This is a genomic window from Corynebacterium sp., assembly GCF_030532965.1.
In the GTDB taxonomy this organism is placed as follows: domain Bacteria; phylum Actinomycetota; class Actinomycetes; order Mycobacteriales; family Mycobacteriaceae; genus Corynebacterium.
On the sequence record NZ_JAUNKC010000032.1, the window covers coordinates 1 to 12,408 of the forward strand.

At 54.9% G+C, this 12,408-nt stretch carries 15 protein-coding genes; 5 read left to right on the plus strand and 10 right to left on the minus strand.

Translation table 11 applies throughout. The annotated features are described in order from the left end of the window. Positions 1-129: 129 nt before the first annotated feature. From Q4D85_RS12220 to Q4D85_RS12250, 7 genes are all read right to left on the minus strand, one after another. Positions 130-456 carry an MGMT family protein gene (locus Q4D85_RS12220; protein ID WP_368502298.1) on the minus strand — a complete coding sequence of 109 codons (327 nt, stop codon included), beginning with the start codon at positions 454-456 and terminating at the stop codon, positions 130-132. Next, positions 456-1,271, minus strand: a complete 816-nt coding sequence (locus Q4D85_RS12225; RefSeq protein ID WP_303200781.1) for a VOC family protein — start codon at positions 1,269-1,271, stop codon at positions 456-458. The genes Q4D85_RS12220 and Q4D85_RS12225 overlap by 1 nt, the downstream gene beginning before the upstream one ends. After that, a complete protein-coding gene (locus Q4D85_RS12230) occupies positions 1,272-1,568 on the minus strand; it encodes an RNA-binding S4 domain-containing protein (protein ID WP_303200783.1) in 297 nt (98 codons plus the stop codon). Between the two features lie 11 nt (positions 1,569-1,579). Beyond that, positions 1,580-1,900 (minus strand): heavy metal-binding domain-containing protein, encoded by a 321-nt coding sequence (locus tag Q4D85_RS12235; protein WP_047260876.1) that lies wholly within the window; start codon positions 1,898-1,900, stop codon positions 1,580-1,582. A gap of 128 nt (positions 1,901-2,028) precedes the next feature. Continuing rightward, complete coding sequence (locus tag Q4D85_RS12240; protein WP_303200787.1) at positions 2,029-2,715, minus strand: LysE family translocator; 687 nt, start codon at positions 2,713-2,715, stop codon at positions 2,029-2,031. 15 nt (positions 2,716-2,730) lie between these two features. Then, positions 2,731-3,438, minus strand: a complete 708-nt coding sequence (locus Q4D85_RS12245; RefSeq protein ID WP_303200789.1) for an SDR family oxidoreductase — start codon at positions 3,436-3,438, stop codon at positions 2,731-2,733. A gap of 109 nt (positions 3,439-3,547) precedes the next feature. Continuing rightward, positions 3,548-4,183 carry a DNA-3-methyladenine glycosylase I gene (locus Q4D85_RS12250; protein WP_303200790.1) on the minus strand — a complete coding sequence of 212 codons (636 nt, stop codon included), beginning with the start codon at positions 4,181-4,183 and terminating at the stop codon, positions 3,548-3,550. A gap of 98 nt (positions 4,184-4,281) precedes the next feature. Here Q4D85_RS12250 and hrpB point away from each other — a divergent pair, with 98 nt between their 5' ends. The 3 genes from hrpB (at position 4,282) to Q4D85_RS12265 (ending at position 7,782) form a co-directional block, all read left to right on the plus strand. Further along, positions 4,282-6,699 carry an ATP-dependent helicase HrpB gene (hrpB, locus tag Q4D85_RS12255; protein WP_303200791.1) on the plus strand — a complete coding sequence of 806 codons (2,418 nt, stop codon included), beginning with the start codon at positions 4,282-4,284 and terminating at the stop codon, positions 6,697-6,699. 133 nt (positions 6,700-6,832) lie between these two features. Beyond that, positions 6,833-7,030, plus strand: coding sequence for a hypothetical protein (locus Q4D85_RS12260; protein WP_303200792.1), 198 nt, complete (start codon positions 6,833-6,835; stop codon positions 7,028-7,030). Positions 7,031-7,293: 263 nt separating this feature from the next. Beyond that, complete coding sequence (locus Q4D85_RS12265) at positions 7,294-7,782, plus strand: hypothetical protein (RefSeq protein ID WP_303200793.1); 489 nt, start codon at positions 7,294-7,296, stop codon at positions 7,780-7,782. 114 nt (positions 7,783-7,896) lie between these two features. On the opposite strand, the gene Q4D85_RS12270 is transcribed toward Q4D85_RS12265, so the two are convergent. Then, the gene (locus Q4D85_RS12270) at positions 7,897-8,322 is read right to left on the minus strand and encodes a MarR family winged helix-turn-helix transcriptional regulator (RefSeq protein WP_303200794.1); all 426 of its coding nucleotides are present in this window, start codon (positions 8,320-8,322) and stop codon (positions 7,897-7,899) included. 148 nt (positions 8,323-8,470) lie between these two features. Next, on the minus strand, positions 8,471-9,547 hold the full coding sequence (locus tag Q4D85_RS12275) for a TIGR00730 family Rossman fold protein (protein ID WP_303200796.1): 1,077 nt from the start codon (positions 9,545-9,547) through the stop codon (positions 8,471-8,473). Between the two features lie 48 nt (positions 9,548-9,595). Here Q4D85_RS12275 and Q4D85_RS12280 point away from each other — a divergent pair, with 48 nt between their 5' ends. Beyond that, positions 9,596-10,378 carry an NAD-dependent deacylase gene (locus Q4D85_RS12280; protein ID WP_303200797.1) on the plus strand — a complete coding sequence of 261 codons (783 nt, stop codon included), beginning with the start codon at positions 9,596-9,598 and terminating at the stop codon, positions 10,376-10,378. A gap of 319 nt (positions 10,379-10,697) precedes the next feature. After that, a complete protein-coding gene (locus Q4D85_RS12285) occupies positions 10,698-11,753 on the plus strand; it encodes an ROK family protein (protein ID WP_303200798.1) in 1,056 nt (351 codons plus the stop codon). An 80-nt stretch (positions 11,754-11,833) separates the two neighbouring features. Here Q4D85_RS12285 and Q4D85_RS12290 read toward each other — a convergent pair whose 3' ends face one another. Next, the gene (locus Q4D85_RS12290) at positions 11,834-12,397 is read right to left on the minus strand and encodes a gamma carbonic anhydrase family protein (protein WP_303200799.1); all 564 of its coding nucleotides are present in this window, start codon (positions 12,395-12,397) and stop codon (positions 11,834-11,836) included. Between the last annotated feature and the right edge of the window lie 11 nt (positions 12,398-12,408).

The window sequence follows — 12,408 nt, forward strand, 5'->3', positions numbered from 1 at the left end:
CCAAAACCACAGGTCAAAAATTCACACACATTTCCCCGGTGAGAAAACCTCATTAGTACCTTTCAAAAACACGCCTCTTTACCACTTACACCTGGTGCCGTCTTCGACTACCGGCTTTATGCCATCAACTCAGGGGCTTTTTGGGTGAAAAAGGGGAAAGTCACCACCACGATCATCGAAATCAAAGCGACACGAAGCCATGTCCACCCGCCCGGCGGTGCTTATAATACCCTCCGCTTCCCACAGCGGCTGCGCCCGGTCGGCCACCGCGCTGGTTCCGTCGGCACGCACTACCCGCCACCAGCAGGTCAAATGGCCGTGGGTGCGCATAATCCGACCGACGTGGCGTGGATTACACCCCACCTGGGCGGCAATATCGCCGTAAGCTGCGACCATTCCCGGCGGGATGCGATCGCAGCACGACAGTATTGCGTCGGTGAGGTCGTCGATAAGCATTAGAAGGTGAAATCTGTCAGATCGATTCCTTCAAGCGGATCAGATTCGCGGCCTTCCTCAACCGGTGGTAGTACCTCACAAAGGGTGACGGTTGCGCCGGTGGAGTCGGCGATAATCGCCATGCGCCCGAAACCAGAGTCGAAGGGGTCGCGGATTACTTCGCCGCCAAGTTCTGGCACCTGTGCCGCCGCGTCATCGACGTTGAGAACCCCGAGATAGGACTGCCAGAAACTGGGCACCTGCGGCGGAAACTGCCCAACCGCGTTGAAGATGCCAGCGAATGCAGCGCCGTCGACAAGCGCGGTGGTGTATCCCCCATCTTCGCTTGTCGACGTCACCCAGCCGAACAGCTCCGGGTAAAACTCGCAGGCCTTGTCGTAGCCGGTGGTGGCGGTCAATTCATGCCACACTGGGGTACCTGGTTCACCGGCGGCGATGAAGGAATCCTCGCCCGCAGGCTGGATCAAACCGAACATGCCGCCCGCGTTATCAACCACAACGGCCATGTGGCCGAGCCGAACTTCCATGGGTTCAACCAGCACCCGGCCGCCCAATTCGGTTACTTTTGCGCAATCGGCATCAATATCGGCGGATTGGAAGTATGTCACCCAGGTGTCGGGCTGATTCGCTTCAACCGGGCGTTGGACGAAGCCAGCGACCGGCAAACCTTGAACCCGGGCGATGCGGTATTCTTCCGCTACTTCTTCAATCTCCCATCCCAAGATTTCCGAATAGAAATGTGCGGATTTTCGCACATCGGAACTGGTCAAGTCGATCCAATAGGGCATGCCGGGTTCAGCTTGAAACGCTGGCATTTACATGTTCCTCCACACTTCTGGGTCGAAGTCATCATCGGCGGTGGCTTCGTCGAAATAATCGTCGTCATCGTCGGTGACATTGGCTTTTACCTGGGCGCACATGTCGCCCACGCAGACCACGTCGCCGTCCCGTAGGGTTTTGCCGCGGCGGGTATCCACCACCCCGTTGACGGTGACCTGGCCGTTAGCGATTACTTCTTTGGCAATTCCACCAGTTTCGACCAAGCTGGCAAGTTTAATAAACTGCCCCAGTTTAATTACGTCAACGCGTATCGCGACTTCCATCGGTTGCATAACCAGATAGTTTAGGCGAAACGCACGGCAGTACCGGTCGCGCCCACCATGAGCATGCCACCGTCAATGCCCACGGTCTGGTAGTCCACGTTGACGCCGACCACGGCATCAGCGCCCAGTTCGATGGCGCGCTGCACCATTTCGCCCAGGGCGGCTTCCCGGGCATTGATGAGTTCATTTTCGTATGCTTGGCTGCGGCCACCGACTAGGTTGCGGAAACTTGCGGCAATGTCTTTGAACGCATTAGCGCCGAAGATGCTTTCGCCTGCTACCACCCGAATGTATTCGGCGATGGTGCGGCCGTCGACGTTATTGGTTGTTGTGACGATCATGATCTATAGATCCTTTCTTATGCGTTCGTTTGAATAGGCGGGTTTGATTTGTTGAGGTGTGTGGGGTGATGGTCGGCTCATAGTCGTTTTCACACCATTGTAGTGGCGTCAGAAAATTCGCTTCGGCTTTACAACACAGTTGCCAGCCCCCATACCCCCTCATAGATCATTACTGCGCCAATTACTGCGAAAATAATGCCCGAAACGATATCGATAATTGCAGCGTTTTTCACTATTTTCGCAGCCATCGTGTGCACCCCAAGGGCGAAACCCACGAACCAGAGCAATCCGGTAACAATCAAGATACCAGCAATGATCACAGCCCCTGTCACTCCGAGATGTGGGGGCAAAAACTGGGCAAATATTGCGGCGAAGAACACCACGGCCTTGGGGTTAGCCAGGTTTGTCAAAATGCCGGTTCGCAACGCCGCCTGAGGCGATAGATGCTTTAGCGACGGCTGGTGGCCGGGCGGATCAGGAATTGCTTCGCCGTCGTCATGCGCGTTGTGGGGTGTGCGCTGCCGCAACGCCCCCAGGCCGGCCCGGATGGAGCTGAACCCGATCCAGGCAATATACCCGCCACCTATTAGTTGGATCGCATGGATAATGGTGGGGGTTCTTGCCATAATCGCGGCCAGCCCGATCAGGGAGGCGGTAATCCACACCGTATTTCCCACCATGATGCCGATCGCACACATGATTCCGGCTTGTTTTTCCTTGGTACCCAACCGGGTGATCTGTAGGGTGTCCGGACCTGGCAGCGTAATGGCCGCTATCCATACGCTTAAAAGCGCAATGATGGAACTAATAGTCACGCTAGATCAAAACTGTTAAATAACCTGGTCGCGTGGGGTGATGACCATGCGATCGATATTGACATGTTCTGGTAATGCCGCCACCCACCGCACGGATTCGGCGATGTCTTCCGCGGTGAGGTTGAGCTTATCGGCGTAGACGGCATTGGCTTTGTCTGCGTCACCTTTAAACCGCACCAAGGAAAAATCGGTTTTTACTCGACCCGGATTGATCTCGGTGATTCGGATTCCTCGTTCGGCGAATTCGATCCGCATGACTTTATTCATTGCGGTTACGCCAAACTTGGCGGCGTTATAGCCAGCACCGCCAGCGTAAGGGGCAAAACCAGCCACGGAGGACATGTTAATGATGTGGCCCTGACACCGGGTGAGAACCTCTAATAGCGCTTTGGTCACGCGCAGGGTGCCCAACACGTTGGTGTCGTACATCCATTGCCAGTCCTCAATGCTGGCTTCGGCAATCGGATCCAGACCCTTGGCACCGCCAGCGTTATTGACCAGTAGGTGGCAGTCGGTGATCGCTGCCGCAAAGTCCGCAACGGATTTTTCATCGGTTACGTCTAATTCAATAGCCTGTCCACCGATTTCTTTCGCGATGGCGTCCAGGTTTTCTTTTCGCCGTGCGGCAACGATCACGTGCCAGCCGTCTGCTGCAAGCGCTCTCGCTGTTGCTTCCCCAATTCCTGATGATCCACCAGTTACCACTGCCACTTTTTTGCTCATGGTGTTTTAGTGTAGCTGCCTGGCGTCTGCAACGAACGCATTCTTCAATAGATGCCGATTAATGTGACAGCATTCGGCAATCAGCTCGGAATTAAGTGCCCAACCTTGGTTAGTCAGCCGTTTTCGGTCTCCCACGTGCGGCTCCCACCACCCGGTCATCCACGATTCCAATGGCTTGCATCAGGGCGTAACAGGTTGTTGGCCCAACATAACTAAAACCAAGTTCTTTCAGTTTTGCAGCCATCGCAGTCGATTCAGGACTGGTAGTGGGGATAGCCGCAATCGATGTTGGGCTTGTGTGCGTTTCCGGGGCAAACGACCAAATCAATTGCGCAAGATCACCGTGTTCGGTGTCCCTTAATTCCAGCGTCTTTATGGCGTTATTAAGCACTGACGCGATTTTTCGGTGGTTTTTCACCATGCCGGGGCTTTCCATGATGCGCGGAATATCCGTCGCCGTGAGAAGCGCCAGCTGTTCCGGATCGAAATTGAATAACCCCGCCCGAAGGTGCTTGCGTTTATTCAACACAGTCCGCCAGCTCAATCCGGCCTGGAACCCCTCCAAGCACAGCCGTTCAAAAACTCCTTTTTCATCGGTTATGGGTTGTCCCCATTCACCGTCGTAGTACTCGCGTAGCAGTGGGTCATGCACTGCCCACGGTGGCCGCCATTGATTATCTTCGCATTTCACCAACCCAGTTTCCGTTAAATCGATGGAGGTGTGTGATGTATTGATGCCTGTCATGAGTTCACCTTACAAATTACCTCTGACATGGGCGGGGGCAGCGCTACCCCCTACAGTAACAATCAGCGGTTTTGGTGAAACCCGCTAGGGTTGGGACTGTGATTTTTGATTTTCAAAGTATCGGTACCACTTTGCCGGTAAGTGCGGCTACAGATCGCATCACCGCAGCCTTAGCCGATCCCGCTTCAGCGGTGGTGGTACAAGCACCACCCGGTACCGGCAAAACCACCGTGGTTCCTCCGGCCGTAGCCAATTTAACCGCACCACAAAAGGTTATAGTCACGGCACCGCGGCGGGTCGCGGTGCGGGCGGCGGCGCGTCGATTAGCGGAACTGGATGGTTCCACGGTGGGTGACCGGATTGGCTACAGCGTGCGGGGCGATGCCCGGCCCGGTTCATCCATCGAATTTGTTACCCCTGGCATTTTGGTGCGGCGGTTACTGCGCGATCCGGAATTGCCTGGGGTCGGGGCCGTGGTGATCGACGAGGTTCATGAGCGCCAAGTAGAAACCGATTTACTCTTGGGGATGCTTCTTGAGCTGCAGCAATTACGTGACGATCTCCGACTCATAGCCATGTCGGCCACCGTGGATGCGGATCGGTTCGCGCGGTTATTATCCGCACCTGTGATAGCAACCGATGCAGTAACGTTTCCGCTGGATATTTCCTATCAGCCTGTGCCCGGACGCGCTGAATGCAGCCGCGACTTCATCTCGGCGGTCGCGCAACACACGCTCGAGCGCATGCACGATCAGCCAGATTCCGCTTTGGTGTTCCTACCGGGGCTGCGCCAGGTGGAACAATGCCAGGCGTTGCTTGCAGACGCGACGGATATTCCGGTTTTCGCCTTACATGGGCAGTTATCGGCGGCGCAACAAGATCGAGCCCTACGGTTTGATGGGCGGCGCATTGTTGTTGCGACCGCCATCGCGGAATCCTCGATAACTGTGCCCGGGGTTCGGCTCGTGATAGACGCCGGCTTAGCCCGGGTGCCTAAACGCGACGCCGGTCGCGCAATGACGGGGCTGGTGACGGTAAGTTGCAGTAAATCCAGCGCCGACCAGCGGGCGGGCCGCGCGGGACGGGAGGGGCCCGGAACCGTCGTACGCATGTATGAACAGCGCGAATACCAGCGGTTTGCCGAGTTTTCCGCCCCAGAAATCATGTCGGCGGATTTAACGTGGCCCGCCCTGGCCGTGGCGTGTTGGGGTTCGAGCATCACGGAGTTGCCGTTGCCTGACACACCGCCACAGTCAGCCTGGCACTCCGCGACGCACACCTTGCGACAACTAGGCGCGGTGGATATTCACGGACAGGTGACCGACCTGGGCCGAAAACTAGCGCTGGTTCCCGCCGATCCACGCCTGGCGCGGGCGTTGGCGCAGCTAGGCCCGGCCGCCGCCGAAACCATTGCCGCATTGGGTGAGGATCCACGAGGCGACATCGCGCGGGTTATCTCTCAGCTACGACCCACGGCGCGGTTTTCCGCCGAGGTTGCACGGTTGGCGCGGATCGCCACGCCGCTTTTCGACGCCCCCACCGCCCAGGTGCCCACCACAGCTGTGGAACCAGGCGTTGTTGTGGGGTTGGCATTCCCTGATCAGATTGCCAACCGCATCGGTGAAGAAAACGGTAATCCAGTGTTTCTTCTCGCCCGCGGCAGTCGCGCAATTTTACCAGCTCACCTGGGATTATCACATGCCGAGTGGGTGGCCGTTGCCACGGTTAATCTCAGCAGCAGCGGCACTGCGGTGATCCATGCGGCCGCGGAAATCGATAAAGACTCGGCGCTAGAGATCATCGGAATCAGCACCGACTATTCCTGCCGAATCTACGGCGGCGCGATCAAAGCACAACGCATCACCCAAGCTGGGGCAATCGTATTAAATACCACCAACGTCGCTCTTGATGAGGTCCCGCCTGCGGTTGCCCAATCAGCCATCGCCGCTGAAATCTCGCGCCGGGGTTTAGATATGTTTTCATTTTCTACCAGCGCAACCGCGCTGCGCCATCGCCTGAACTTCATCCACCACCAGGTTGGGCAGCCGTGGGTGGACGTCGACAAGCTCGACCCGACGCACTGGCTGCAACCTGAATTAACCGCGTTGGCGCAGGGCGCTTCGATTGCTGAGATCGATATGCACGCTGCGCTACGGCGCCTCCTGCCCTGGCCGGAGGCTAGCTCCTTCGATACGCTTGCGCCGGAAACCCTCACCGTCGCCTCCGGCCGGGCGGTGCCTATCGATTATTCCGACGGCCGTCCGATCGTGCAGGTAAAGCTACAGGAGTGTTTTGGGATCACCGAATCCCCCGTCTTCTGCGGCCAACCTGTGGTTTTCCACCTGCTCTCCCCTGCTGGTCGCTCATTGGCCATCACAGATGACCTGGCTAGCTTCTGGTCCGGCAGCTACCACCAAGTCCGAGCTGAGATGCGCGGCCGGTATCCGAAGCACCCCTGGCCCGAGGACCCGCTCACCGCCACTGCCACCGCGAAAACCAAGCGGCAGGGTGGCTAGATTTTGCCTTATGCGGCGGTAATGGTGGTTGCGTGCCCGTACCGATATTTATAGCTTGATTTCTATTGATTGTTGTTTATGTGGGCTTGTTAGGGCCTAGGTGTACCTGCTGCGTTGTCGCCGGATTTTTATTGTGTTTGACAAGCCTAAGTTTTATATCGGCGGTGATGAGCAAGCGGTGATGTCGTGCGCGCAGCAGTGGCTGGATTTTTCTGATGACTGTAACCGGGGCGCAGCATTGTTGGTGGGGGCGCAACCGTATGGATTTGTCGGTAGCGAGGGTGAGGCGTTTAACCAGCATGCTGGTCAGGCGGTACCGTCACAGTTATAGGTTGGGCAGGTGGCATTGGAGATGGCATCAACATTGTTAAAGGTGGCATAGAATCAGCACAGACTGGAAGTGCAGTACCGTTTGCAGAATCGTTAGGATCATTTGCCGGAGGAATGGTTGGTGGAGCTGCTGGTGGATTTGCAGGCTCTGCAGCCGGACCATTCGGAAGCGGTGCAGGAGGAATAGCTGGCGCTATCTACCTTTCAGAAAAATTCAAAAACCCGCAGTAGAAATCGGCGAATTTGTTGACGAAAAGGTGATCGATGAACTCTTTGATTAACCCTGGAACTTTCATTTTATTCGCAATAATCCCAGCTTTAATATACTTAGTTTACTACGACTTTTTGAAAGAAAAAGAGCTCAAGAAAAAGCCATTTTCGGGATGGCATTTCTTGTTTGAATACTTATTTTTCTCAGCCCTTGGTCAAATTATAATTTTCATTATTGGTGTGCTATTTTTCCACAAATACTGGGAGAACAATCTTCCGTCCATTGTTTTATTTTTCATTACCGTAAACGCTACGGAATTTGCATTATGGTTAAGAATTCGGGGAATTTTCCCCCAATTACCGTTTCGCGAATTGAAACCGTTCCTCCGCGAGATAATGGGCAAAGATCCTTATCCCGATCCCGATTGTTACACGACAACAAATGCTAAACCAACCCGGTTGTTTCTCGGATGCAGTGTATCACTTATCTTTTTAGCCATTGCGCTGATAATGCAGGTAGTTAAGTGGTACCGCATTGTTTAAAACCATCCATACACAGCATGAGCCCCTATATTTGAGAATCCTTTTTCGGAAATCATGCATGAGAAACTTACACCACCCGCAGGGATTAATAGGTGGTGTGGTTTATGGGGTTGATTATTCGATAACGGGATTGATCTTCGCCATGACTTCGGTGATGGCGTTGAGATCGTCGGCATCGAGTCCAAGCATTGCGGTGACTTCGGCTTCCATGTCGGCTGCTTGTGCCTGGAGCTTCTTGCCGCGTTGGGTTAGGAAAAATAGGACCCTGCGGTAGTCTTTGTGGTCGGCTTGTCGGCGCACGTATCCACTAGCTTCCATGCGTTTAAGTAGCGGCGAAAGGGTACCGGAATCCAAGTCGAGTGGTGTGGATAAGTCGGCGATTGTTTGGCCGTCTTTTTCCCACAGGCATAGCAATACGAGGTATTGCGGATAGGTAATGTTCCATTCGTCAAAATATGGGCGGTACATCCGCTGCATGAGACGTGACCCGGTATAGAAATGGAAACTAATCATGGTGCGCAATCTCTGCTGATCGGACATACCCCAGATTGTATTGCACCCAACCTGGCTAAATGTAGGCTTGGTTAAGGTTAACCCCAAACGGTTAAACCCGATTTTTACCCCATACAGTGATTCAAAAATATAAGGCGATTATTTCCTTTGGTTTACCCCCTGTTCGGGGCAGACATTAGGTCCTCAGACGTCTTTTTTGCCACTTCAGGCCGGGATTTGCCCAATTGTTAAATCCATCAAAAAGATCGTCAATAGTATCCGCGACCACAATCGCGTCGAGGTACCGTTCCCAAATGAATCCATCTTCGCCCATGGCCCTGAGGGCGTCGAGAAGCGGCGTCCAGTAATCCCCAACGTTGTATAGGGCGACCGGCCCGGTGTACGGACCGAGCTGTTGGCGTACTAAAACTTCGGATAATTCTTCCAAGGTACCCATCCCGCCGGGCAGCGCGACGAAAGCGTCCGCTAATTCCTCCATGCGCACCTTGCGCGCCATGATGTTCTCAGTGACTTCTAATTGGCTCAGGTTTGGGTGCGCCAATTCGAGGTCTTTTAAGTCTTTTGGCATCACCCCGATCACGTCGCCACCAGCATTAAGGCACGCGTTTGCGGCTTCGCCCATTAAACCAACGCTGGCACCACCGTAGACCATTGTGATTCCCCGGCGCGCCAGTTCTTCGCCAAGTTCCCGGGCGGCAACCGCGAACTCAGGGCGGTTGCCGACTACGGAACCGCAGTAGACGGCGACAGCGTTGATTGCTGGGCTAAGCGTACGTAGCATCACCCCGGATGTGTTTTTCGAAACAAAGTCGTTGCGTGCATAAAGCCTGCGTGCGGGGCTTTCGGGCTCAACGGTGAGGGAAATGCCCGGCCAGCCGTGGGTGCGTCCGTGGTTCACGGCTTGTTTAATCAACCAGCCGCCTAAGCCTTTCCCCTGCCATTCCGTGTCAACATTGACCACCAGTTCGGGCACCTGGTCGTCGACATAGCCGTCGGCTTTGATGAAGCCCACCCACATGCTGGCGATTGCTGTGTTGGTTTCGTCTTCCAAGACAATGCCTATGTCGCCCCGGGCTGGGTCGAATTCTAAGTATTGGCCAAGGTGTGGTGCTTCTAAATCCGACCGATCGTATCGGTGGGTGATCCGGTTTCGATTTCTAAGCACTGCGGTGGCGCGTAGCTCTACGTCCGCGGCTGTCATTGTGCGCGCGTGCAGTCCGTCGGTATCCGGTTGCGTGAAAACGAAAGGCATGTCTGTAAATTCTAAACCCCAGCACCATAAATCAATAGAATGGGCGCTATGAACAGGCGATTTTCGGCAGACTCCATTGCACAGTGCCCATTAGATTTTCTCAGGTTGCTTAGGCAAGCAAAGCGGGTGCATGTGTTTAGTGGTGCGGGAATGTCGGCGGAGTCCGGTTTGGATACCTACCGAAATGACGAGACTGGGTTGTGGGAAAACGTCGACCCGCAGGCGATGGCGAGCATTTCGGCGTGGCGCACGGATCCGGAGCCGATGTGGGCTTGGTATCTGTGGCGGGCCCATCTTGCCGCCGAAGCGCAGCCTAATGCTGGGCATGTGGCGTTGGCGCGGTGGGCGCAGTTGGTGCCGGAGTTTCATGTAACGACGCAGAATATTGATAATTTGCATGAACGGGCTGGCCAGGAATTGGTGAGTCACCTGCACGGTAGTTTGTTTGCCTGGCGGTGTACTGATTGCGATGCGGCCGCAGCCGATATTTCGCTTGTCGACGCCCCCATCGCGCGGTTAACGCCGCCTGCCTGTGAGTTCTGTGGCGGCCTGATCCGCCCGGGTGTGGTGTGGTTTGGCGAGGCCTTGCCGGAGGATGAGTGGCTGATCGCCCAGCATTGGATGATGAATTCCGATGTGGTGGTGATCGTGGGCACTTCTGGGGTGGTACAACCAGCTGCCTCGCTGCCGCTTGTGGCGTATCGGTTGGGTATCCCGATCGTTGAGATTTCGCCTGCTGAAACAGAACTGTCGCCGTTGTGTGCGTTCAGTTGGGCTAGTACTGCCGCGGTTGCTTTACCTATGATTGCGCAACACCTCGAAAACTTATAAAGTTATTAATTTTTTGCCAAACTACGAGCGATTATTTTTATACATAAGGCAGCTTTTAACTGGGCGATTTATACAGATAAGCAATAATAAGCATGAAAGATTGATCGAAAAATCCGTGATTGCTCAACAAGGTAGCAAAAAGCAATAGTTTGAAATTGAAGGATTATCACACATTCTAAAGTAATAAAAACCAGATGACCTTGCGATATTTCCCTGACCACTGATTACATCCTTGCGGACGTATCGACATTTCTGTTTTAACGTCTTTTCCTATACATGAATTAGACAGAATAGTCTACTGCCACTATGCTTTCTTCCCATGCGAACTGAAAGCAGCTTTAGTCATTCGACTATTTTTACCGGACCGAGTAATCCGGCCGCGCTATGTCTACAATTAATTCGACTGAAGCAGCCGGTAACCCGCACCTTCTTGGTTGACCACTCCCCACATTCTCAACCAACCATCACCCGTGCGGTACTTGGATTGATGGGCGCCCAATTGGTTCGGGAACGTCCCGACAAAATCATGCCAATCGGGCCCGGCCGACCAAAGATCCCACTTGAGCTCACCCCAAGCCCATGGGTTCATGTCGGCATGGCTATCGGCACGAAATCCACCTACCTGGGTGTCTACGGCACCCGCGGCCAATTGCTTCGGGAACAATTCGTGGAGATCAGCCCGGCGGACCACAGCGTTCAAAACTTCGTCAACGAAATGGTGCCGCACATCATCCGCATGGTGTCGGACAGCAAACTACCGTTGGCGAACTTGGGAATTTCCACCTCAGGAATAGTGGACGACCACTCACTGATCACCGCAGCAAATTTAGGGTGGGATCATGCGGACATCGTCAATCCTCTGCACCAGGCATTGGACGTACCGATCACCATTGCCAGTGTCATTGAGGCGATTGCCGGTGCCGAACAGCACACACAGATCCCACCGAAACCCGCCCCGAAACCACGGCCAAACCAGAAACGGTTGCCAAAGGTACCTAAGGTGCACGAACACCGGGGCTTGATTTTCTACGTGGATGATTCCATCGGTGCCGCTGTCCACACCTATAATTCCGTGAAGCTATTGGAAGTGGGCAATTACACCAGCGTCGAGGCGGCGGCTATGGATTTGGCGTCGAAAACCTCACCGGACACCATCGTTCTGGCGGGTTCTGCCTTTGAAAACTCCGCAGATGCCCACGCGGTTGGCCGCGCACTACGCGCATCGAAGCACGCCAACGTCGAAGTGCGCGTGATTCCCACCCATATCGACAATGCGCGGGCAGCAGCCCGTTCCGTCGCATTGAGCGGACTGTTGACCGATCCGATCAATTTTGCGAAGCAAATCACCACCGGGTCTTCCCAATACGCCATCTAACTGATTGGGGATTCCCGCTTAGTGCAGCGCATAGATAAGGTGGGGACGACGAGTATGCCCGTCGTCCCCACCTTATGTTTCTATTCGTAGCGAACCTCGGAAAGGCTTAGCGCCTGGGACAGGTCAGCTTGCCCGGCCGCCGTTTCAACATATCGGGCGGCATGCGGGATAAACGCCTGCGATTGTTCGTCGGAAAGCTCGCGGCGCACCTTCGCCGGAACCCCAGCGGCGAGCGACTTTTCGGGGATGTCTTGGCCCTCTAGCACCACCGCACCTGCGGCGATAAGTGAGCCCGCACCAATATGGGAGCGAGATAGCAGCGCCGACTTCATACCGACCAGAACACCGTTGTCCACGGTGGAGCCGTGCACGAGCGCCAAATGCCCAACCGTGACGTCGTCGCCAAGCGTGCACGGCGCGTCGGAATCGACATGCAGCACGCAATTATCCTGAATATTGGTTCGCTCCCCCACCCGGATTGCGTTCACGTCCGCCCGAAGCACGCACCCATAAAACACCGAAGAATGCGCGCCGATCTCCACATCACCGATAATGGTTGCGGTCGGCGCGATGTAGGCAGTGGCGTGAATACGTGGTGTTTTGCCGTTAAACGGCAGAATCAGCGGTCCGGGAAGATGGGTCATGATGCGAAATA